The 21,171-nt window shown below is 71.3% G+C and carries 20 protein-coding genes; 13 read left to right on the plus strand and 7 right to left on the minus strand.

Annotated features, from left to right (window positions below):
* Positions 1 to 8 precede the first annotated feature (8 nt).
* The gene (locus tag ACZYRU_RS16740) at positions 9 to 710 is read left to right on the plus strand and encodes a GNAT family N-acetyltransferase (protein WP_488958232.1); all 702 of its coding nucleotides are present in this window, start codon (positions 9 to 11) and stop codon (positions 708 to 710) included.
* Here ACZYRU_RS16740 and ACZYRU_RS16745 read toward each other — a convergent pair.
* Positions 707 to 1,690 carry an SGNH/GDSL hydrolase family protein gene (locus ACZYRU_RS16745; protein ID WP_488958653.1) on the minus strand — a complete coding sequence of 328 codons (984 nt, stop codon included), beginning with the start codon at positions 1,688 to 1,690 and terminating at the stop codon, positions 707 to 709. The two genes, ACZYRU_RS16740 and ACZYRU_RS16745, sit on opposite strands and share 4 nt — an antisense overlap.
* Positions 1,691 to 1,753: 63 nt before the next feature.
* Between ACZYRU_RS16745 and ACZYRU_RS16750 the strand changes: the two genes are divergently transcribed.
* Entirely contained in the window at positions 1,754 to 2,170 is a 417-nt protein-coding gene (locus tag ACZYRU_RS16750; RefSeq protein WP_488958233.1) for a VOC family protein, read from the plus strand.
* A gap of 39 nt (positions 2,171 to 2,209) precedes the next feature.
* Here the strand turns inward: ACZYRU_RS16750 and ACZYRU_RS16755 are convergent, their stop codons facing one another.
* Positions 2,210 to 3,082 (minus strand): LysR family transcriptional regulator, encoded by an 873-nt coding sequence (locus ACZYRU_RS16755; protein ID WP_488958234.1) that lies wholly within the window; start codon positions 3,080 to 3,082, stop codon positions 2,210 to 2,212.
* A 109-nt stretch (positions 3,083 to 3,191) separates the two neighbouring features.
* Here ACZYRU_RS16755 and surE point away from each other — a divergent pair, with 109 nt between their 5' ends.
* The 6 genes from surE (at position 3,192) to ACZYRU_RS16785 (ending at position 9,198) form a co-directional block, all read left to right on the plus strand.
* Positions 3,192 to 4,253 carry a 5'/3'-nucleotidase SurE gene (gene surE / locus ACZYRU_RS16760; protein WP_488958235.1) on the plus strand — a complete coding sequence of 354 codons (1,062 nt, stop codon included), beginning with the start codon at positions 3,192 to 3,194 and terminating at the stop codon, positions 4,251 to 4,253.
* Positions 4,254 to 4,321: 68 nt separating this feature from the next.
* Positions 4,322 to 5,119, plus strand: coding sequence for a CHAD domain-containing protein (locus ACZYRU_RS16765; RefSeq protein ID WP_488958236.1), 798 nt, complete (start codon positions 4,322 to 4,324; stop codon positions 5,117 to 5,119).
* Positions 5,120 to 5,362: 243 nt separating this feature from the next.
* A complete protein-coding gene (locus ACZYRU_RS16770; protein WP_488958237.1) occupies positions 5,363 to 7,123 on the plus strand; it encodes an acetolactate synthase large subunit in 1,761 nt (586 codons plus the stop codon).
* Positions 7,123 to 7,662: an acetolactate synthase small subunit gene (gene ilvN, locus ACZYRU_RS16775; RefSeq protein WP_488958238.1), complete on the plus strand. Its 540-nt coding sequence runs from the start codon at positions 7,123 to 7,125 to the stop codon at positions 7,660 to 7,662. Before ACZYRU_RS16770 ends, ilvN begins: the two co-directional genes overlap by 1 nt.
* 39 nt (positions 7,663 to 7,701) lie before the next feature.
* Entirely contained in the window at positions 7,702 to 8,727 is a 1,026-nt protein-coding gene (ilvC, locus tag ACZYRU_RS16780; RefSeq protein WP_141799710.1) for a ketol-acid reductoisomerase, read from the plus strand.
* A gap of 78 nt (positions 8,728 to 8,805) precedes the next feature.
* Positions 8,806 to 9,198: a VOC family protein gene (locus ACZYRU_RS16785; RefSeq protein WP_488958239.1), complete on the plus strand. Its 393-nt coding sequence runs from the start codon at positions 8,806 to 8,808 to the stop codon at positions 9,196 to 9,198.
* On the opposite strand, the gene ACZYRU_RS16790 is transcribed toward ACZYRU_RS16785, so the two are convergent.
* From ACZYRU_RS16790 to ACZYRU_RS16805, 4 genes are all read right to left on the minus strand, one after another.
* A complete protein-coding gene (locus ACZYRU_RS16790; RefSeq protein WP_488958240.1) occupies positions 9,188 to 9,622 on the minus strand; it encodes an EamA family transporter in 435 nt (144 codons plus the stop codon). The two genes, ACZYRU_RS16785 and ACZYRU_RS16790, sit on opposite strands and share 11 nt — an antisense overlap.
* 62 nt (positions 9,623 to 9,684) lie before the next feature.
* Entirely contained in the window at positions 9,685 to 12,570 is a 2,886-nt protein-coding gene (locus ACZYRU_RS16795) for a PKD domain-containing protein (protein ID WP_488958241.1), read from the minus strand.
* A gap of 301 nt (positions 12,571 to 12,871) precedes the next feature.
* Entirely contained in the window at positions 12,872 to 13,690 is an 819-nt protein-coding gene (locus tag ACZYRU_RS16800; RefSeq protein ID WP_488958242.1) for an ABC-2 transporter permease, read from the minus strand.
* Entirely contained in the window at positions 13,687 to 14,613 is a 927-nt protein-coding gene (locus tag ACZYRU_RS16805; protein ID WP_488958243.1) for an ABC transporter ATP-binding protein, read from the minus strand. Before ACZYRU_RS16805 ends, ACZYRU_RS16800 begins: the two co-directional genes overlap by 4 nt.
* A gap of 131 nt (positions 14,614 to 14,744) precedes the next feature.
* Here ACZYRU_RS16805 and ACZYRU_RS16810 point away from each other — a divergent pair, with 131 nt between their 5' ends.
* Positions 14,745 to 15,389: a DsbA family oxidoreductase gene (locus ACZYRU_RS16810; RefSeq protein ID WP_488958244.1), complete on the plus strand. Its 645-nt coding sequence runs from the start codon at positions 14,745 to 14,747 to the stop codon at positions 15,387 to 15,389.
* Here the strand turns inward: ACZYRU_RS16810 and ACZYRU_RS16815 are convergent, their stop codons facing one another.
* Positions 15,390 to 15,842 carry a MaoC family dehydratase gene (locus ACZYRU_RS16815; protein ID WP_488958245.1) on the minus strand — a complete coding sequence of 151 codons (453 nt, stop codon included), beginning with the start codon at positions 15,840 to 15,842 and terminating at the stop codon, positions 15,390 to 15,392. It abuts the gene before it with no gap.
* Positions 15,843 to 16,031: 189 nt separating this feature from the next.
* Between ACZYRU_RS16815 and efeU the strand changes: the two genes are divergently transcribed.
* From efeU to serA, 4 genes are all read left to right on the plus strand, one after another.
* On the plus strand, positions 16,032 to 16,895 hold the full coding sequence (gene efeU, locus ACZYRU_RS16820) for an iron uptake transporter permease EfeU (protein ID WP_488958246.1): 864 nt from the start codon (positions 16,032 to 16,034) through the stop codon (positions 16,893 to 16,895).
* Positions 16,895 to 18,091 (plus strand): iron uptake system protein EfeO, encoded by a 1,197-nt coding sequence (gene efeO / locus ACZYRU_RS16825; RefSeq protein WP_488958247.1) that lies wholly within the window; start codon positions 16,895 to 16,897, stop codon positions 18,089 to 18,091. The genes efeU and efeO overlap by 1 nt, the downstream gene beginning before the upstream one ends.
* Positions 18,088 to 19,356 (plus strand): iron uptake transporter deferrochelatase/peroxidase subunit, encoded by a 1,269-nt coding sequence (efeB, locus tag ACZYRU_RS16830; RefSeq protein WP_488958654.1) that lies wholly within the window; start codon positions 18,088 to 18,090, stop codon positions 19,354 to 19,356. The genes efeO and efeB overlap by 4 nt, the downstream gene beginning before the upstream one ends.
* A gap of 109 nt (positions 19,357 to 19,465) precedes the next feature.
* On the plus strand, positions 19,466 to 21,073 hold the full coding sequence (gene serA, locus ACZYRU_RS16835; protein ID WP_488958248.1) for a phosphoglycerate dehydrogenase: 1,608 nt from the start codon (positions 19,466 to 19,468) through the stop codon (positions 21,071 to 21,073).
* Positions 21,074 to 21,171 lie beyond the last annotated feature (98 nt).

The raw sequence follows: 21,171 nt of genomic DNA on the forward strand, positions 1-21,171 counted from the left end.
GGACGTCGATGCAGACCAACGAGCACGGCCAGGCGATCGGCGTCCCGGTTGCCGACTGGGAGCCGCGGCCGTGGCCCGAGCCGGTGCTGCTGCAGGGCCGGTACGTCGCCGTCGAGCCCCTCGGCTCGGCCCGCTACGCCGAGCTGTTCGCCGCGACCTGCGGCGAGGCGGACGGCGACCTGTGGACCTACCGGCCGATCCCGAAGCCGCGGAACCTGCCCGAGCTGTGGATGCACCTCGCCGCCCACCTCGACGACCCCGCGATGGTGACCTTCGCGCTCGTGCCGCTGGAGGGCGAGGCCGCGGGTACGGCGGCCGGCATCGCGTCGTACATGCGGATCGATCCCACCCACGGCCAGGTCGAGGTCGCCGGCGTCCTCCTCGGCCGCGCCCTGCAGCGCACCCGGGCTGCGACCGAGGCGATCCACCTGCTGATGAGGAATGCGTTCGACCTCGGCTACCGGCGCTTCGAGTGGAAGTGCGACAGCCTCAACGAAGCGTCGCGTCGCGCTGCGCTGCGGCTCGGCTTCGTCGAGGAGGGCCGGTTCCGCAACCACATGGTCGCCCAGGGCCGCAACCGCGACACCGACTGGTTCGCGGTCACCGACGGGGAGTGGCCCGCGATCCGCGCGGCCCACGAGCGGTGGCTGGAACCGGCGAACTTCGACGACACCGGCCGGCAGCGGACGGCCCTCTCCGCCGCCCGCTAGCGACCGAGGACCTGCAGCACCGACCGCGCCTGCGCCCGCGCGCCGGCGGAGTTCGGGTGCGCGGGTACGGCGACGGCGAGCCCGTTGAGCGAGACCACGCCGAGCCCCTCGACGTACCTCGTCAGCGGGCCGGTGCACACGTGGTGCCCGGTGCTGAGCGGGTGCGTGTCGACCAGCTCGGCGTCGCCGCGGTCGGCGGCCCGCACGAGCATCGCGTTGAGCCTGGCGAAGGTGTCGTGCAGGTAGGCCATGTCGGGGTTGGTGATCGGGACGACCGGCCAGCAGCCGCGCTCCGGGATCGCGTCGAGGTAGTTGACCAGCAGCACCCGGGCCTCGGGGGAGCGGCGGTGGATCTCCTCGAGCGCGCCCACCACCTTGTCCTCGGACGCCTCGATGTTCGCCGCCAGCCGGTCGACACCGCCCGCGGTGAACCGCTGCTTGCAGGCGCCCAACGGCGGCTGCGACACGTCGACCAGCGGCAGCACGTCGGGCAGCGGCAGGCTCGGCGCCGGGATGCCGATCGGCGACAGCGAGATGCACGACATCGCCCCGCTCGCGATCCCGGCATCGTTGCCGCCGATGCCGACCGTCACCAGGTCGGTGGTGGGCGTCAGGCGGTCGAGCTGGGGCGGGTTCACGCCGCCGAGAGGTAGCTTCTGCGGCTGCGTGAAGTCGTCGGTGGTCGCGGATCCACAGGTGGCGTCGCGGAAGGTCGTGACGCCGAGCTGCTTCGCCACCAGCTTCGGGTAGTTGCTGTGCGACTGCGCGCAGTCGATCGGCACGTACGTCGCGTCCGGCAGCCCGTCCTTGTCGAGGAAGACCACGTCGGCCGACCAGGAGTCGCCCAGGGCGACGTACTCGTCGAAGGTGGGCTGGTCCACTGCCCGTGACGGCGCCGGGGCTGCGACGGCGAGGACCGGGGCGGCCAGGGCGAGGGAGCCGAGCAGGACGCGCAGGGTGGCGGTACGACGTGGGAGCATGTTCTCCACAACGAGCGGCTGTGACGGCGGTCACTGTCGGGGCCCGGTGCTTGAGTGGCAGGCATGGACCAGCGGATCAGCTTCATCACCCTCGCCGTCGACGACCTCGACGCCACCCGGCGCTTCTACCGCGACGGCCTGGGGTGGGTGCCCGAGCTCGACGTGCCCGGCGAGGTGCTCATGTTCAAGGCGGGCCAGCTGCTCGTCCTCTCGTTGTGGGAGCGCAGCCACTTCGAGGCCGAGGTGGGCGCGACCATGCGCGGTCCGGGCGTCCCCCCGATGACGATCGCCCACAACATGCCCACGCCGGCGGGCGTCGACGAGGTGCTCGAGGCGGCGCGGGCAGCCGGTGCGCCCGAGGTGCACGCCGCGGTCCAGCGCGACTGGGGCGGCTACTCCGGCTACTTCGCCGACCCCGACGGCTACCGCTGGGAAGTCGCCTACAACCCCGGGCCGGTGGGGGAGGTGGTGCTTCCCTGACCGACGACCCACAACTCAACAGGGAGCCAGCAGGCAGCCTCAGGCCACCAGCTCACCCACCTGGCGCAGCACGTCGAGCAGCAGCCGCGACGCCGCGCGCTCGTCGTCCGGACGGTGCACGGCGAGCAGGGTGCGGTGCATCGGCGGGTCGAAGCCGCGCGAGACCACGCCGGGCAGCGGTGCCCGCCGCGGGTCGAGGCTGTGCCACAGGCACGACGCGACGCCGCTGCTGACGGCCGCCAGCCAGGCGTGCCGCTCGTCGGTCTCGACCGCGACGTCGGGCGTGATCCCGCAGCCCTCGAAGAACGCGTCGAGCGTCGCGCGCCGGTCCGAGCCGGCGGTGGGCAGCACGAGCGGGACGCTCGCCAGGTCGGCGAAGGTGACGCGCTCCGGCAGGTCGAGGCCCGCGGGGGAGTAGAGCCGCACCTCGGCCCGGCCGATCACGACCTGGTGCAGGTCGGCCGGGACCGCGCTGTCGCACAGGCCGAGGTCGGCGCGGCCCTCGGCGACGAGCTCGGCGACCTCGGCCGAGCTGCCGGCACCGAGCAGGCGGGCGTGGAGCCGCGCGCCGTGCTCGCGCAGCCCGGCGATGATCGGGATGGCGAGAGCCGCCTGCAGCGTGGGCGACGCGGCGATGACGAGTGGTGCCGAGCCCTGGTCGGCGGCGACGGTGGTGCCCAGCTGGTCGATGCTGCGCAGCACGGCGCGGGCGCGGTGCACGAAGGTCTGGCCGGCCGGGGTCAGGGCGACGCCGCGTCCGTCGCGGGCGAACAGCGGCAGGTCCAGCTCGCGCTCCAGCTGCCGGACGGCACGGCTGAGCGCCGGCTGGGCCACGAACAGGGCCGCGGCGGCGGCGGTCATGCTGCCGCGCTCGGCGGTCGCGACGACGTACCGCAGCTGCTGGATGTTCATCTCACCTCCGGGACGGTGCCATGCCGAACAGGTCTTGGACGCGTGCACGTCCGGGCCCTGAATGTAGAACGCGTTCCACTCGGGTACCACCCTCCACGAGGAGATCGCGATGCGTCCTGTTCCCTCCCGCCCCCTGCTCCCGCGCCTGCTGGCCGCCGGTGTCGGCCTCGCTGCCGGTGTCGCCGGCATCGTCGCCGCGTCGCCCGTCACCGCGGCGCCGTCCGAGACGGTGACCGCCGGGACGACCGCGCCGCCCCTGGCCGGGCTCAAGGTGCTGCTCACCAACGACGACAGCGCCCGCGGCGCCGACGCCGGTTTCGGCACCGACGGCAAGGGCCTGTACGTCCTGCGTCGGGCGCTGTGCAACGCCGGTGCCGACGTCCTCGTGGTCGCGCCCTGGTCGCAGCAGAGCGGTGCGGGCGCCCGGATGACCTCGCCGGGGTTCGCGCCGGTGCCGCTGACGGTCCAGGCCGTGACGGTGCCGGCGGCGTACGCCGGTGACTGCGCCGGTACGTCGACCGGCGGCGCCGTGTTCGGCGTCTGCGCCGCGGCCGGTCCCTGCTCGTCGACCACGCCGTCGGCGTCGCCCGCCGACGCGGTCAACGTCGGCCTGAGCCGGTTCGCGAAGAACTACTGGAGCGGCGGCCCGGACGTGGTGCTGTCCGGCACCAACTTCGGCCAGAACATCGGTGCCACGCTCAACCACTCCGGCACGGTCGGCGCGGTCGTGACTGCCCACGAGTACGCGGTCCCCGCGGTCGCGGTGAGCGCGGAGGTCCCGCGCGACCTGGCCCAGATCCCCAACGTCCCGTTCACGGGCGCGGCCGACTTCACGGTCAAGCTGCTCGGCGGCCTGGTGAAGCGCAACCTGCTGGCCGACGACCTGGTCCTCAACGTGAACTTCCCGTTCGTGGGCGCCGGCGAGACCCTGGGCCGTGCGGTCAAGGCCGACGTGGGCCGCAGCAGTGACCTGGGCCTGACCTACGCCGGCAACGTGCCGGCCACGGGCGGCACGTACCTCCTCTCCGCGGGCGCCCCGGCGACCGAGACCCGGCCCAACGCCGACACCACGGCGCTGGCCGCCAACAACATCCCGGTGACCGCGCTCGACGGCGACTGGGGCCGGCCGATGCCGGTCGGGATCTGGCTGCTGCTGGGCTCGCTGCGCTGATCGCGCGCTGATCGCACCCTGATCTCGGGAAGATCCGCCCTGCCGGGGCGTCCGTCAGAATGGGAGGTGTGGCGGACACCCCGGCAGGCGACCTGCTCTCCACCGTGATCGGCGACCTGGTCGCCGACATCCGCGCCGGGCGGGAGCCGGCCCTGGCCGACGAGCCCGACGCGGTCCACCAGCTGCGAACGTCGGTGCGCCGGCTGCGCAACGTGCTGGCCGGCTTCGGGCGGTACGTCGAGAAACGGCCGGCGCGGGAGCTGCGGGCCCACCTGGCGTCGTACGGTGCCCTGCTGGGCGCCGGCCGCGACCTCGAGGTCCGGGCCGAGGACTGCCGGCGGGTGCTGGTCGAGCTGGGCCGCACCGACCTCGGGCGCGGGCTCGTCGATCCGCTGCTCGCCGCCCACGACGGGGCGCACGCGGTCCTCGTCGCCTGGCACGACTCCCCGGACGCAGCGGCCCTGGACCACCTCCTCGGCATGTGGGGCGAGGAGGTCCGGCTCGCCGGCCGGGCCCGGCGTCGTGCCGACCGGGTGACGGGGACGGTGCTGCGCCACGAGGTGCAACGGGTCCTGGACCGGGCGGCCGAGGGGGAGACCTCCCACGACGTCCGCAAGGCCGCGCGCCGGCTGCGCCACGTCGCCGACGCCGTGGGGGACAGCGAGCGAGCCGCCGCGGGCAAGGACATCCAGGGCCGGCTGGGTGACCACCGCGACGCGCTCCTGCTCGCAGGGCACCTGTGGTCCGCCGGCGCCCCGGCCGTCGTGGTCGCCCACGTCGAGACCGTCGCGAGCCGGACGCTGGACGGACTCCCTGAGGCGATCGCCGCGCTCCGGGCGCTGGCCGACGAGATGGACAAATCCTGAGACTGCTGTCTTGACATTTGAGACGTGTGAGACACTGGTTCGACGGCACGACGTGCGGCGGCTACGGTGATTCCATGCATGACCTGCTTCTCGTACGCACCGGACGCGCCGGCTGATCCTGACCAGGACAATCCGTCAGTCAATCGCCAGCGCGTCCACCCCTCGTTGCCCAGCAACCGAGGGGTTTTTTGTTGAGTTACGACCAGCAGTTCAGCCCACCACAGCAGACAAGGAACGACTCGGATGAGTGAGCAGCAGGGCTCGGGCGAGACCATCACCGGCGCACAGAGCCTGGTCCGGTCCCTCGAGGCGGCCGGTGTCACCGACATCTTCGGCATCCCGGGTGGAGCGATCCTCCCGGCGTACGACCCGCTGATGGACAGCAGCATCCGGCACATCCTCGTGCGCCACGAGCAGGGTGCGGGCCACGCCGCGCAGGGGTACGCCGCCGCGTCCGGCCGGGTCGGCGTCTGCATGGCGACGTCCGGCCCCGGTGCGACCAACCTGGTCACCCCGCTCGCCGACGCCCACATGGACTCGCTGCCGATGGTCGCGATCACCGGCCAGGTCGGCGCCTCGCTGATCGGCACGGACGCCTTCCAGGAGGCGGACATCCGCGGCATCACGATGCCGATCACCAAGCACAGCTTCCTGGTGACCGACCCCGCGGAGATCCCCACCAAGATCGCCGAGGCCTTCCACATCGCCTCGACCGGCCGGCCGGGCCCGGTCCTGGTCGACGTGACGAAGTCCGCGCTGCAGTCCGGCACCACCTTCCAGTGGCCCACCGAGCTGAACCTGCCCGGCTACCGCCCGGTGACCCGGCCGCACGCCAAGCAGATCCGCGAGGCCGCGCGCCTCATGCTCGAGTCGCGCAAGCCGGTCCTGTACGTCGGCGGCGGCACCATCCGCTCCGGCGCCTCCAAGGAGCTGCTGGCCCTCGCCGAGCTCACCGGCATCCCGGTGGTCACCACGCTGATGGCCCGCGGCGCCTTCCCCGACAGCCACCCGCAGCACCTCGGCATGCCCGGCATGCACGGCACCGTGGCGGCCGTCGCGGCGCTGCAGAAGAGCGACCTGATCATCAGCCTCGGCGCCCGCTTCGACGACCGCGTCACCGGCAACCTCGACTCGTTCGCGCCCGGCGCGAAGGTCATCCACGCCGACATCGACCCGGCCGAGATCGGCAAGAACCGGTACGCCGACGTCCCGATCGTGGGCGACGTGCGCGAGGTGCTGGTCGACCTGATCACCACCCTGCGCACCGAGCAGGAGGCCGGCAACACCGGCGACTACGAGGGCTGGGTCGCGTTCTGCGCCGGGGTGAAGAAGAAGTACCCGCTCGGCTACGACCGTCCTGCGGACGGCGGCCTCGCGCCGCAGTACGTCCTCGAGCGGCTCGGCGTCATCTCCGGCCCCGACACGATCTACACCGCGGGCGTCGGCCAGCACCAGATGTGGGCCGCGCACTTCGTCGGCTACGAGCGCCCCAACACCTGGATCAACTCCGGCGGTCTCGGCACCATGGGCTTCTCGGTCCCGGCCGCGATGGGTGCGAAGGTCGCGATGCCCGACCAGACCGTGTGGTCGGTCGACGGTGACGGCTGCTTCCAGATGACCAACCAGGAGCTCGCCACCTGCGCGATCAACAACATCCCGATCAAGGTCGCGATCATCAACAACGAGTCGCTCGGCATGGTGCGCCAGTGGCAGACGCTGTTCTACAACTCGCGCTACTCCAACACCGACCTGCACTCGAAGCGGATCCCCGACTTCGTGAAGCTGGCCGACGCCTACGGCTGCGTGGGGCTGGCCTGCGAGTCGCCCGACGACGTCGACGCGACCATCCAGAAGGCGATGGAGATCAACGACGTGCCCGTGGTCGTCGACTTCCGGGTCCACCGCGACGCCATGGTGTGGCCGATGGTCGCCGCCGGCACCAGCAACGACGACATCAAGTACGCGCGCGACCTCGCGCCCCAGTTCGACGAGGACGACCTCTGATGGCCAAGCACACCCTGTCCGTCCTCGTCGAGGACAAGCCCGGCGTCCTGGCGCGCATCTCCGCGCTGTTCAGCCGTCGCGGCTTCAACATCGAGTCGCTCGCGGTCGGCCCGACCGAGCACGACGAGATCTCGCGGATGACGATCGTGGTCAGCGTCGATTCCTCGCCGCTCGAGCAGGTCACCAAGCAGCTCAACAAGCTGGTCGAGGTCATCAAGATCGTCGAGCTCGACCCGACCGCCTCGGTCAACCGCGAGCTGGTGCTGGTCAAGGTCGCCGCCACGGCGGAGAACCGCGGCGAGGTCCTCGACGTCGTCCAGCTGTTCAAGGCGAAGGTCATCGACGTCGCCTCGGACGCCATCACCATGCAGATCGTCGGCAACGACGGCAAGATCTCCGACTTCCTGCGCGTGCTGGAGCCCTTCGGGATCCGCGAGCTCGTGCAGTCCGGCATGGTGGCCATCGGCCGCGGGCCGCGCTCCATCTCGGAGCGCAGCAAGCCCGTCGCCGTACCGGTGCCGCCTGCCGCCAACGCCTGAAATCACCCCACCACCCCAACCAGCAAGGAGAAGCCCGACGTGGCTGAGATCTACTACGACGACGACGCCGACCTGTCCCTCATCCAGGGCAAGCACGTCGCTGTCATCGGTTACGGCAGCCAGGGCCACGCGCACGCGCTGAACCTGCGCGACTCCGGCGTCGACGTCCGCGTCGGCCTCAAGGAGGGCTCGAAGAGCCGCGCCAAGGCGGAGGAGGAGGGCCTGCGCGTCCTCACCCCGCGCGAGGCCGCGGAGGAGGCCGACGTCATCGTCATCCTCGCCCCCGACCAGGTGCAGCGCCACCTGTACGCCGACGACATCGCGCCGGCGCTCGCCGAGGGCGACACCCTGGTCTTCGGCCACGGCTTCAACATCCGCTTCGGCTACATCCAGCCCCCGGCCGGCGTCGACGTCATCCTCGTCGCCCCGAAGGCCCCGGGCCACACCGTGCGCCGCGAGTACGTCGCCGGCCGCGGCATCCCGGACATCATCGCCGTCGAGCAGGACGCCTCGGGCAAGGCCTGGGACCTCGCGAAGTCCTACGCGAAGGGCATCGGCGGCACCCGCGCCGGCGTCATCAAGACCACCTTCACCGAGGAGACCGAGACCGACCTGTTCGGTGAGCAGTCGGTCCTCTGCGGTGGTGTCTCGCAGCTGATCCAGTACGGCTACGAGACCCTCACCGAGGCCGGCTACCAGGGCGAGATCGCCTACTTCGAGGTCCTCCACGAGCTCAAGCTCATCGTCGACCTGATGTGGGAGGGCGGCATCGCCAAGCAGCGCTGGTCGGTCTCCGACACCGCTGAGTACGGCGACTACGTCTCCGGCCCGCGCGTCATCGACCCGCGTGTCAAGGAGAACATGCAGGCCGTCCTCGCCGACATCCAGAGCGGCGCGTTCGCCGAGCGCTTCATCGCCGACCAGGACGCCGGCGCGCCGGAGTTCACGGCGCTGCGCGAGAAGGGTGCCCAGCACCCGATCGAGGCCGTCGGCAGGACCCTGCGCTCGCACTTCTCGTGGGCGCACACCGACGACGACTACACCGAGGGCTCGGCCGCGCGCTGACCTCCCGTCGTACTCCGCTCGACACCCCCGGACCCGTCACGGCCGGGGGTGTCGGCGTCTCGTGGCAAGGTGCGGCGCATGGGCTACCCACGGCTGCGCAGCACCGTCCTCGACACCACCGACGTCCCGGTGCTGGCGGAGTTCTACCGCCGGCTCCTCGGCTGGTCCTACCCCGAGGGCTTCGACATCGAGGAGTTCACCGACTGGCGCTCGATCGTCGGCCCCGACGGCGAGCGGCTGTCGTTCCAGCAGGTCGACGAGCTCGCTCCCACGACCTGGCCGAGCGCCGAGGTGCCGCAGCAGCTGCACCTCGACTTCCAGGTCGACGACCGCGCCGACCTCGACGAGAGCCACGAGCGCGCCCTCGCGCTGGGTGCGGTGGTCCGCCTCGACCAGTCCGACGACCCCGAGGAGCCGTTGCGGGTCTACGCCGACCCGGCGGGGCACACCTTCTGCCTGTTCACCCGCTGACCACCAGCAGCACCGCCCCCGCGCCGACCAGGGCGATGCCGCCCCACTGCAGGAGCGAGAGCCGCTCGCCGAGCAGGGTCACGCCGAAGACCGCCACGAGCACGACGCTCAGCTTGTCGACCGGCGCCACGAGCGAGGCGTCGCCGAGCTTGAGGGCGCGGAAGTAGCAGATCCACGACGCACCGGTGGCGAGCCCGGACAGGACGAGGAACACCCACGTCCGGGCGCCGACCGCGCCGGGGGAGTGGAACTTGCCGAGCGCCAGCAGGATCAGGCCGAGCGTCACCAGGATCACGATGGTGCGGATGAAGGTCGCGACGTCAGAGTCGATCTGCTTGACGCCGACCTTCGCGAAGATCGCCGTCAGGGCTGCGAAGACCGCGGACAGCAGGGCCCAGAACCACCAGGTCGAGGTCAGCTCCATGCCCGGATCCTCGCACGGCCGCGCCCGGTGCGGGCGCGGCCTGCGTGGTCGAGCGGGCCGGGTCAGTGCAGCGCGATCGTGACGCTGGTCCCCTTCGCCGAGGAGTCGGCGGTGGCGACCTGGTCGCCGTACTGACCCGCAGCGACGGGACCGCCGGTGTCGGCGACGAGCTGGTCGGCGTGGCCGCCGCCGGTGCCGATCAGGCGCTGCCGCATGGTCGAGCCGGCGGGCTCGGCGAAGGCCGTGGTCGCGGAGGACCGGTCGGACCACACGGTGACCACCCAGTTGCCGGGCGTGCTGACCAGCGGACTGTGGTGCGTGGTCGTCGCGGTGGTCTCGGCGAGGCCGGCGACAGCGGCGACAGGACCTCCGGGGTCGGTGCCCGAGTAGGCCAGCACGGTCAGCGTCGCCTTCACCGCCGTGGCGCCGAAGCTGACGGTCACGTTGCGGCCGGCGTCGTCGGCCGCGGCCACCTTCTGCCAGACCACGGTCGTCATCGCGTCGGTGGCGGCAGGAGAGCCGACCTGGGTCCAGCCCGCCGGCGCCGCGGGTACGGCGGTCGTGGCTGCCGAGACCACGGCGACCAGGCCGTCACCGGCCTGCGCGGTCGCGGGGATCGGCGACACGATGCTCGTCGCGTTGGTGACCTTGCCCGTGGAGTCCCGGTAGCCGATCTGGCTGGTACCACCCTGGATCACGACGGGCTGCGTCGTGGTGCCCGTGCCGCCGTTCTCGTCGGTCACGGTGAGCGTCACGGAGTAGGTGCCGGGCGCGGCGTACACGTGGCTGGGCTGGGCGCCCGTCGCCGTGCCGCCGTCACCGAACGTCCACGCCCACGAGGTGACCGTGCCGTCGGCGTCCGTCGAGGCCGTGCCGTCGAAGGAGCAGGACTGGCCGGAGCAGGTCGGAGTGAACGCAGCGGTCGGCAGCTGGTTGGCGAGCGGGCCGAGGAACATGGTGCCGCTCGACCACACGGGGCTGGTGTCGATGCCGTTGCCGGTCACCCGCGTCCAGGCGCCGCTGGTGACGCCGTCCGCGACGGGCAGGCGCCACAGCTGGTTGGTCGACATGCCGGCCCACAGCTGCCCGTCGGCGTACACGAGGTTGCGGACGTCCTGGAGCAGCGGGAAGTTCGACGACGCGACCGTGAACTCAGCCGCTCCGACGATCAGGCTCTGCGGCGAGAACCAGCGCCAGAACACCTTCCCCTGCAGGCTGCGCGTGTAGTAGAGCCGGCCGTCGGCGTACGCCATGCCGGTGACGTTGGACAGCTGCCCGTACAGGTTGGGCACCCGTCCGCGATAGGTCGCCGTGCCGCCGCTGCTGGTGACATCGCTCCAGTACGGGTCGTTGTAGGGGTCGATGACGTTGTCCGGTCCGAACGCGGTGCCGTCGAAGGTCCGGTAGTGCAGCTTGTTGTCGGTCGACCCGTAGACCAGCTTGGAGCCGATCATGAAGGCGCCGCGCACGCTGTTCCAGTTGGTGCCGCCCGTGGTGGTCACCGTGGTCGGCGTCGTGATCGAGCTGCCCGAGAACTGACGCGTGGTGACCGTGTTCGCGGAGAGCCGGTACATGCTGCGCGGGAGTACCGGGTCGGCCTGGGTGACCGGGGCCGTCCCGCCTTCCACAGGGAAGAAGGCGAGGCGGGCCCGGCGGTACTCACCGTTGCCGATGTACTCGGTGTCGCTGCCGACGTACACGCCGTTGTCGGTGGCCAGCAGCTCCTCGGCCCCGATGCCCCGCGGGTGCCGGCCCGGGTTCCAGGTCAACGGGATGCCGTTCTGCGGGTCGAGTGCGGCCAGGCCGGGCCGCGGCACCTGGCCGGCCTGCTGGTCGGCACCACTCTGGATCGCGTTCATCCACTTCTGGTGGCCGCCGACGTAGACGACGTTGTCGGCGATCGCGACCGACAGCAGGGAGTCCTGGCCGGTCGCGGCCTGCCAGGTGGGCTGCACGTCCTGCCCGGTCACCGCGGTGTCGAACCGTGCCGCGGAGTCGCACAGCGTGCCGTTGTAGCCGGCGCCGCTGGCGGCGATCACGAAGTAGGAGCCGTCGGGGGAGTAGTCGACGTCGCGCACGTAGGAGTCGAAGGAGTTCTTGCTGCACGCGGGGGTGTAGCGCGTCGTCTTCCAGTCGGGGTCGACGTACGCGTTGTCGACGCCGAGCCGGATCAGCGCGACCTGGTCGCGGTCGAGCCCGTCGGCGTGCTTGAAGTTGCCGATCGCGACCAGCCGGGTCCCGTCGGGGCTCGCGGCGAGCTTCCCGACACCGACGGGCGCCTTCGCTGTACCGGAGGGCCAGTTGTGGTTCGTGTCGACGGCGATCTTGAGGTACTCGTCCACGTCGCCGGTGGTCGCGTTCAGCGACGCCAGTCCGGCCCGCGGCAGGGTCGCGACGGTCGTGAAGGTGCCGGCGAGGAACAGCCGGCTGCCCACGAGGGCGAGGTCGAGGACGCTGCCGTTGGGGCTGGGGTTCTTGAACCCCGGCACCAGTGCCCCGGTGGACGTGTTGATCTTGATGATGTTGCGGACCTTCGTCGTACCGGCGAGCTTGAAGGTTCCGGCGACGTACAGCTCGCTGCCGTCCGGCGACGCCACGATCGCGGTCACCAGGCCGTCGAGTGCCGGTGCGAAGACCGGGTCGATGACGCCGGTGCCGCGGTCGTATGCGAACAGGTACGGCGTCGGCAGCTGCGCGCTCGTGTCCGGGTTCTGCGCCAGGGTGAACGTGCCACCCACGAACACCTTGCTGCCGACCTCCGCGATCGCCAGGGTCCGGCCGTCCAGGATGTTCGGCGTCGCCGCCGGGACCGCCGACGGGATGAGCCGTTGGTGAGCGGGTTGTCCGATTGCCGGCGGCCCGCCGGTGGCGAGCGTCGTGAGCGCGGTCACGATCGCGGCGAGCAGGACGACCGCAGTACGGATGCGGTGCTGACGGTGACGACGCACAGTGGCCCCCAAGGTGAGTCGGTCGAGACCCCACGACGCTCGCACGTTCCCGCCAGCGGCGACTCACCCATGTTGGGCATCTGCATGCACGCCGACCCGGCAGAAAGTGGCTCGGGAATTGCATCGACCCGGCAGAAACTGGCTCGGGAATTGCATCGACCCGGCAGAAAGTGACGTCCGGGGAGGTCATTTTCTGCCGGGTCGGCGCTGTTGGCGAGCTACTTCGGGCCGGGTCGGCGCTGTTGGCGAGCTACTTCGGGCCGGGTCGGCGCAGTTGACGAGCTACTTCGGGCCGGGTCGGCTACTTCACCTCGGAGCGCAGCACCAGCCGGGTGCCGATGAGCAGCGGCAGCACGATCCACAGGACCGAGGTGACGCCGAGCTGCGCCCACTCCTGGCCGGTGAGGTTGCTGTCGAAGAGCAGGAAGCGGGTCTGGTTCAGGTCGAACCAGCCGGCGTTGTCGGCCCACCACTCCTGGGCGGAGGCCAGCGCGCCGGACAGGCCGGGCAGGACCAGGTTGACCACGAAGTAGCCGACGATCGCGGCAGGCGAGCTGCGGAACAGCAGGCCGAGGGCGAAGCCGAGCAGCATGCCCATCTCGTTGGCGAGCACGATCTGGGCGAAGGTACCGACCGAGATGTCCCACACCGGGTCGACGCCCGTGATCATCGAGGTGATCAGGTTGCCGAGGGCGCCCACGCCCAGCGCGATGAGCATGCCGGCGAAGCCGATGGCCAGCGTGTTGAGCAGCTTGGCGGCCAGCACGCGGGAGCGGCCCGGGACCAGGGTGAACGTGGTCAGCGTCGTGCGCTGGCTCCACTCGCTGGTGACCGCGAGCACGCCGATCACCGGGAGGATGATCGACATCGGGCTGCCGATGGCGGCGGCGAACGAGTCGAAGGTGAGGTCGTCGCGGTTGCCGACGAGCAGCGTGACCACGGTGGCGATCGCCGAGGTGATGACGATGCTCGCCATCAGCCAGAAGCCGGAGCGGGTGTCGAACATCTTGCGCAGCTCGACGCGCTGCACCCGGCTGAACGGGGTCCGCGCGGGCACGGGACGCGTCCGCTCGGTGGTCGGTACGACGCCCGGTGCGGCGTCGAGGGTGGTGGCGGTCATGCCGCTGCTCCTTGCGTGGTCGTGGCGTGGTTGACGGTCTCGCGCTGGCTCTCGGCGGTGAGGGCCAGGAACATCTCCTCGAGGCCCTCCCCGTCGGCGGCGCGCAGCTCGGTGACGGCGATGCCGGCCGCGAAGGCGGCCTGGCCCACGCGGGTGAGGTCGGCCTCGGCGAGGACGGCGCCACCGGAGGTGGGCCGCGCGGCGATCCCGGCGGTGACGAGCGCACCGGCGAGCGCGGTGCCGTCGGCGGCGCGAACCAGGGTGCCCGCGCCGGCGAGCAGCTCTTCCTTGGTGCCCTGGGCGACGATCCGGCCGTTGCCGATGACGACGAGGTCGTCCGCGATGACCTCGATCTCGTGCAGCAGGTGGCTGGAGAGCAGCACGGTGCCGCCCTGGTCGGCGAAGCCGCGCAGCAGGTCGCGCATCCAGCGGATGCCGGCCGGGTCGAGGCCGTTGGCGGGCTCGTCGAGGATGAGCACCTCGGGGTTGCCGAGCAGCGCCGTACCGATGCCCAGCCGCTGCCGCATGCCGAGCGAGTAGTTGCGGACCCGGCGGCTGGCCTCGTCCGGCGTCAGGCTGACCCGCTCGAGCATCTCGTCGACGCGGGTGCGCGGCAGGCCCATGGTGAGGGCCGCGATGGTGAGGATCTCGCGGCCGGTCCGGCCCGCGTGCTGCGCCGAAGCGTCGAGCAGCACGCCGACCTCGCGGCCCGGGTCGGGCAGGTCGGCGAACCGGCGCCCGAGGACGCGGACCTCGCCGCTTCCGGGCGCGGTCAGGCCGACCATCACCCGCATGGTGGTGGACTTGCCGGCGCCGTTGGGTCCGAGGAACCCGGTGACGCGGCCCGGCGCTGCGGTGAACGACACGTCGTCGACGGCGGTGAAGCTCCCGTACGACTTGCTGAGGGACTCGACTGTGATCATGTCCCGAAGCCTGTCGCCGGTGGGCCTCCCGGCGCTTCGGGCACATCCCTTGACCCGTCCCTGACCTCGACCCCGAGGCCCCTAGGGGATCTCCGGGGAAGCAATCAGGGGTACGACGCGTTGGACCCCACGTGCGTATCGAGATCTGGGCCGACGTCGTGTGTCCGTGGTGCTACATCGGCAAGCGCCGACTGGAGAAGGCGCTCGCCTCGTTCGAGCACCGCGACGAGGTCGAGGTCGTCTACCGCTCCTACGAGCTGGACCCCTTCGCCCCCGAGGTCGGCACCGAGACCACCGTGCAGGTGCTGGGCCGCAAGTTCGGCGCCGACGAGGCCGGGACCCGGGCGATGATGGCCCGCGCCGACGAGGTCGCCGCGGGGGAGGGCCTGGAGTTCGCCCACGCCGACGCGCTGCACTCCCGGACCCTCACCGCGCACCGCCTGCTCCACCTGGCGGCGGCCGAGGGCCGACAGCACGAGCTGATGGAGCAGGTCCTGGCGGCGTACTTCACCCGTGGTGAGTCGCTCGGCGACCACGACGTGCTCCGCAAGGCCGCGGCCGAGGCGGGCCTGGACGCCGGCCGCGTCGAGGAGGTCCTCGGCAGCGACGAGTTCCGCGACGAGGTGATGGCCGACGTCGCGCAGGCCCGGGCCTACGGCTCGAGCGGCGTCCCGTTCTTCGTCCTCGACGGCCGCTTCGGCATCTCCGGCGCGCAGCCGACCGAGCTGTTCGAGCAGGCGCTCGCCCAGGCCTGGGACAGCCGGGTCACTGCCTGATCAGGGCAGCAGCAGGACCACCGTCTCGGCGACGCAGGCCGGCTTGGTCTCGTCCTCGATCTCGATCGTGTGGTGCACGGTGAGCTGCTTGCCGCTGGGGATGTCGACCACGTCGCCCATCGTCACGTGCAGCCGGATCCGCTTGCCCACCAGCAGGGGCGCGGGGAAGCGGACCTTGTTGACGCCGTAGTTGAGCTTGGCGCCCGGGGTGCGCAGTGTGAACACCTGGCTGCCGAGCCACGGCACGAGTGACAGGGTCAGGTACCCGTGGGCGATGGTGCCGCCGAACGGTCCCTCCTTGGCGCGCTCCAGGTCGACGTGGATCCACTGGTGGTCACCGGTCGCGTCGGCGAACTGGTTGACCCGGCGCTGGTCGATGGTGACCCAGTCGCTGGTCCCGAGCTCGGTCCCGGCGGCCTCGGTGAGCTCCTCGAACGTCGTGAAAACGCGCATGGCCTGACTCCTTCGTCGACGGCGAAACCTGGTACGTCGACCTTAGGACTCCAGAGGTACGACGGTCAGCCACCGCCGCGCCGTCGTCTCACGTCCCGACGCATGACGGGGGATCGACGGGGGATCGCCGGGCAAGTGAGGGCACCCTCCATTAGGCAAGGCTAACCATGCGGAGTAACCTCCACGTTCGTGCTCGCCAACTTCCTGATCGGACTGCGCGAAGGCCTCGAGGCCGCGCTGGTCGTCAGCATCCTGGTGGCCTACCTCGTCAAGTCGGAGCGCCGTGAGCTGCTGCCCCGGGTCTGGGCGGGCGTCGGCATCGCGGTCGCGGTCGCGCTCGGTTTCGGCGCCGCACTGACCTACGGGCCACGCGGCCTGACCTTCGAGGCCCAGGAGGCGATCGGCGGCACCCTGTCGATCGTCGCCGTCGCGTTCGTCACCTGGATGATCTTCTGGATGTCGACAGCCGCCCGCGGGCTCGGTGCCGAGCTGCGCGGCCAGATCGACCGGGCCGCCGAGGGCGGGCGCTGGTCGCTCGTCGTCGTCGCGGTCCTCGCGGTCGGTCGCGAGGGCCTCGAGACCGCGCTCTTCCTGTGGGCGGCCACCCAGGCCGGCACCCGCGACACGATCGGGTCGGTGACCCCGACCTGGGAGCCCCTCGTCGGCGCGATGCTCGGCATCCTGGTCGCCGTCGCGCTGGGCTACCTCATCTACCGGGGCGCGATCCGCCTCAACCTCACGGTCTTCTTCACCTGGACCGGCGCCTTCCTCATCCTGGTCGCCGGCGGCGTCCTCGCCTACGGCATCCACGACCTCCAGGAGGCCGGGATCCTGCCGGGCCTGCACGACCTGGCCTTCGACGTCTCCGACGCGATCCCGCCGTCGTCCTGGTACGGCACCCTGCTCAAGGGCGTCTTCAACTTCTCGCCCGCCACGACCTGGCTCGAGGCCACCGCCTGGGTGCTGTACGTCGTCCCCGTGGGCGCGCTCTTCCTCCTCCGGACCCGCACCAAGCGACCGACCCGTCCCTCCCGACAGCTTCAGGAGCACTGATGATGCGCAAGACCCTGCTCGCCTCGGTGGCCGCCCTGGCCGTCGTACCGATGCTCGCCGCCTGCACCGAGAACGCCTCCTCCGGGAACGACGGCAAGAAGGGAGACGCCCGCGCCCTGACGGTCGGCTCGAGCGCCGACGCCTGCGAGCTCTCGGCGACCAGGGCACCGGCCGGCACGCTGAGCTTCGACGTCACCAACACCGGCTCGGACGTCACCGAGTTCTACCTGCTCGGCAGCGACGGGCTGCGGATCGTCGGCGAGGTCGAGAACATCGGCCCGAACCTCACCAAGAAGCTCACGGTCAACGCCCCCGAGGGTGACTACTTCACCGCCTGCAAGCCGGGCATGGTCGGCGAGGGCATCCGGGCTCCGTTCACCGTCACCCACTCCGACGACGAGCAGCAGGTCAGCGCGTCCGACCAGGAGCTGATCGACCAGGCGCAGGCCAACTACCGCGCCTACGTGCAGGACCAGTCCGCGCAGCTGCTGGAGAAGACCAAGCAGTTTGTCCAGCTCTACGAGGCAGGCAAGGACGACGAGGCCCGCGCGCTCTACCCGGTCGCCCGCGAGCACTGGGAGCGGATCGAGACCGTCGCGGAGTCCTTTGGCGACCTCGACCCCAAGACCGACGCCCGCGAGGCCGACGTCGACTTCGCCGCCGGCGAGAAGTGGACCGGCTGGCACCGGATCGAGAAGGACCTGTGGCCGCAGGACGCCAAGGGCTACACCGCCCTGACGCCCGCCGAGCGCACGACGTACGGCGACGACCTGCTCGCCAACGTCACCGAGCTCGACGGGCGGATCCGGGCCACCGGCGCCGACGCGCTGACCTACCCGATCGACGCGATCGCCAACGGCTCGATCGGCCTGCTCGAGGAGGTCGCCAACGGCAAGATCACCGGCGAGGAGGAGGCCTGGTCGCACACCGACCTGTGGGACTTCCAGGCCAACGTCGACGGTGCCCGGGTCGCCTACGAGGGTGTCCAGGGGCTGCTCGAGGGCAAGGACCCGGCGCTGGCGAAGGAGCTGACCGCGAAGTTCGACGCGCTGCAGGCGGTGCTCGACGAGTACCGCGACGGTGACGGCTTCGTGCTCTACATGGCGCTGGAGCCGGCCGACACGAAGAAGATGACCGATGCGGTCAACGGGCTGTCCGAGCCGCTCTCCAAGCTCACTGCGGCGGTGACCTCCTGACCGGCAACGGTCGCGTCAGCCGGCGCGGACTCCTCGGCGGTGGCGCGGCTGCCGCCGGGGTCGCCGGCGCCTTCGCGGCCGGACGCCTCGCTGCTCCCGAGACCGAGAAGGTCGCGGCTCCGGCGGCGTCGTACCCGTTCCACGGGGAGCGCCAGGCGGGCATCGTCACGCCCGCCCAGGACCGGCTGCACTTCGTCGCGCTCGACGTGACGACCCAGGACCGCGACGAGCTGGTCGCGTTGCTCAAGGCCTGGACCGAGGCGGCTGCCCGGATGACCGCGGGCGAGTCGGCCGGCCCGCTCGGAGCTGTGGACGGCCCGGGCAACGCGCCACCGGACGACACCGGCGAGGCCCTCGATCTGACGTCGAGCAGGCTCACGATCACCTTCGGCTTCGGCCCCGGCCTGTTCGTCGACGCCGACGGCAAGGACCGGTTCGGCCTCGCCGATCGCCGCCCGGAGGCGCTCGAGCAGCTGCCCCGGTTCTCCGCCGACGTGCTCGACCCGGCCCGCAGCGACGGCGACATCTGCATCCAGGCCTGCGCCGACGACCCGCAGGTCGCCGTCCACGCGATCCGCAACCTGGTCCGGATCGGGTTCGGTACGACGACCGTGCGCTGGTCCCAGCTCGGCTTCGGCCGCACCTCGACCACCTCCACCAGCCAGACCACGCCACGCAACCTGTTCGGCTTCAAGGACGGCACCGCCAACATCAAGGCGGAGGAGACGAAGGCCCTCGACCAGCACGTCTGGGTCGGCGCCGGCGACGACCCGAAGGCCGCCTGGCTGGCCGGCGGCTCGTACCTCGTCACCCGCCGGATCAACATGACCATCGAGGTCTGGGACCGGCAGTCGCTGGAGTCCCAGGAGCAGTTCATCGGCCGCACCAAGGGCACCGGTGCGCCGTTGTCCGGCGGCGAGGAGATGACCGAGCCGGACTTCGACATGTCGGGAAGCGCCGGGCCGATCATCCCGGTCGACGCCCACGTCCGCGTCGTGCATCCCGACACCAACGACGGGGTGCGGATCCTGCGCCGCGGCTACAACTTCGTCGACGGCAGCAACGACGTCGGCGGTCTCGACGCCGGCCTCTTCTTCATCGCCTACCTGCGCGACCCGCGCACCCACTTCATCCCGCTGCAGCGGGCGATGTCGAAGTCCGACGCGCTGATGGAGTACCTGCGCTTCACGGGCCAGGCGCTGTTCGCCGTACCCCCCGGCGTCGGCAAGGGCGAGTACGTCGGACAGGGGCTCTTCGAGGCCTGAGCACCCCCCTTCGGACTTGTCTGCGGGCGTGCGGGCGGTGCGAGTAGGCTGGCGGCACCGCACAGCGCCGTGCACCCCTTCTCGAACCGCACCTGCGAAGGACCCCGCTGTGACCGACCCGACCGTGCGTCCCGCCGTCCCCGTCGTCCTGATCGCCGAAGAGCTGAGCCCCGCCACCGTCGAGGCGCTCGGCCCGGACTTCGAGGTCCGGCACTGCAACGGTGCCGACCGTGCGGAGCTGCTGGCGGCGATCGTGGACGTCGACGCGATCCTGGTGCGGTCCGCGACCAAGGTCGACGCCGAGGCGCTGGCCGCCGCGGCCCGGCTCAAGGTCGTCGCGCGGGCCGGGGTCGGCCTCGACAACGTCGACGTCAAGGCCGCGACCCAGTCCGGCGTGATGGTCGTGAACGCCCCGACCTCCAACATCGTGTCCGCCGCCGAGCTCGCCGTCGCGCTGATGCTCGCCGCCGCCCGGCACGTCTCGCCCGCGCACGCCGCGCTGCGGGCCGGCGAGTGGAAGCGGTCGAAGTACACCGGCATCGAGCTGTTCGAGAAGACCGTCGGCATCGTCGGCCTCGGCCGGATCGGCGTCCTGGTCGCCCAGCGTCTCGCCGCCTTCGGCATGAACGTGATCGCCTACGACCCCTATGTCCAGGCCGGTCGTGCGGCCCAGGTCGGCGTCCGTCTGGTCGACCTCGACACCCTCATGGCCGAGTCCGACTTCATGTCGGTCCACCTGCCCAAGACCGCCGAGACGATCGGCCTGATCGACGCCGACGCGCTCGCGAAGGCCAAGCCGTCGCTGGTCCTGGTCAACGCTGCACGCGGCGGCATCGTCGACGAGGGTGCGCTGTACGACGCCCTCAAGACCGGCCGGATCGCTGCCGCCGGCCTCGACGTCTTCACCCAGGAGCCCTGCACCGACAGCCCGCTGTTCGAGCTCGAGAACGTCGTCGCGACACCGCACCTCGGCGCCTCCACCGACGAGGCCCAGGAGAAGGCCGGCATCGCCGTCGCGAAGTCCGTCCGCCTGGCGCTGTCCGGCGAGCTGGTCCCCGACGCGGTCAACGTCCAGGGCGGCGTGATCGCCGAGGACGTCCGACCGGGCATCCCGCTGACGGAGAAGCTCGGCCAGATCTTCACGGCGGTCGCCGGCGAGGTCGCCCAGCAGCTCGACGTGGAGGTCCGCGGCGAGATCGCCGACCACGACGTCAAGGTGCTCGAGCTCGCCGCCCTCAAGGGCGTGTTCGCCCACGTCGTCGAGGAGCAGGTCTCCTTCGTCAACGCGCCGCTGCTCGCGGCCGAGCGCGGGATCGTCGTACGCCTCGTGATGGACAGCGAGAGCGGCGACCACCGCAACCTCATCACCCTGCGCGGCACGCTCGCCGACGGCACCCAGGTCTCCGTCAGCGGCACCCTGGTCGGCATCGCCCAGAAGGAGCGGCTGGTCGAGGTCAACGGCTACCTCGTCGACATCGAGCCGACCGAGCACCTCGCGTTCTTCACGTACGTCGACCGGCCCGGCATGGTCGGCACGGTCGGCCAGATCCTCGGCGACGCCCTGGTCAACATCGCCGGCATGCAGGTCTCCCGCGAGACCAAGGGCGGTGAGGCGCTGGTCGCGCTGTCCGTCGACTCCGCCATCCCGGCCGACGCGCTCGCGCAGATCGAGACCGCCATCGAGGCCACCTCGATCCACGCGGTCGACCTGGCCTGAGTTGCCGGCGGCGGTGCAGGAATCGCCGCTTCAGCGGTGATTCCGTCGCTCCTTGCCCGTTGCAACGGTCAAGAAGCGACAGCAGCGGCCAAGAAGTA

It is taken from the genome of Nocardioides sp. F233 (genome assembly GCF_057813895.1).

What these genes read in the sequence shown, in the direction of transcription:
- efeO (WP_488958247.1), top strand. Translation starts at nt 16,895, where the DNA reads ATGATGCGCAAGACCCTGCTCGCCTCGGTGGCCGCCCTGGCCGTCGTA.
- ACZYRU_RS16740 (WP_488958232.1), top strand. Translation starts at nt 9, where the DNA reads ATGCAGACCAACGAGCACGGCCAGGCGATCGGCGTCCCGGTTGCCGAC.
- ACZYRU_RS16805 (WP_488958243.1), bottom strand. Translation starts at nt 14,613, where the DNA reads ATGATCACAGTCGAGTCCCTCAGCAAGTCGTACGGGAGCTTCACCGCC.
- surE (WP_488958235.1), top strand. Translation starts at nt 3,192, where the DNA reads ATGCGTCCTGTTCCCTCCCGCCCCCTGCTCCCGCGCCTGCTGGCCGCC.
- ACZYRU_RS16815 (WP_488958245.1), bottom strand. Translation starts at nt 15,842, where the DNA reads ATGCGCGTTTTCACGACGTTCGAGGAGCTCACCGAGGCCGCCGGGACC.
- ACZYRU_RS16770 (WP_488958237.1), top strand. Translation starts at nt 5,363, where the DNA reads ATGAGTGAGCAGCAGGGCTCGGGCGAGACCATCACCGGCGCACAGAGC.
- ACZYRU_RS16755 (WP_488958234.1), bottom strand. Translation starts at nt 3,082, where the DNA reads ATGAACATCCAGCAGCTGCGGTACGTCGTCGCGACCGCCGAGCGCGGC.
- ACZYRU_RS16785 (WP_488958239.1), top strand. Translation starts at nt 8,806, where the DNA reads ATGGGCTACCCACGGCTGCGCAGCACCGTCCTCGACACCACCGACGTC.
- ACZYRU_RS16800 (WP_488958242.1), bottom strand. Translation starts at nt 13,690, where the DNA reads ATGACCGCCACCACCCTCGACGCCGCACCGGGCGTCGTACCGACCACC.
- ACZYRU_RS16790 (WP_488958240.1), bottom strand. Translation starts at nt 9,622, where the DNA reads ATGGAGCTGACCTCGACCTGGTGGTTCTGGGCCCTGCTGTCCGCGGTC.
- ACZYRU_RS16745 (WP_488958653.1), bottom strand. Translation starts at nt 1,690, where the DNA reads ATGCTCCCACGTCGTACCGCCACCCTGCGCGTCCTGCTCGGCTCCCTC.
- ACZYRU_RS16750 (WP_488958233.1), top strand. Translation starts at nt 1,754, where the DNA reads ATGGACCAGCGGATCAGCTTCATCACCCTCGCCGTCGACGACCTCGAC.
- ilvN (WP_488958238.1), top strand. Translation starts at nt 7,123, where the DNA reads ATGGCCAAGCACACCCTGTCCGTCCTCGTCGAGGACAAGCCCGGCGTC.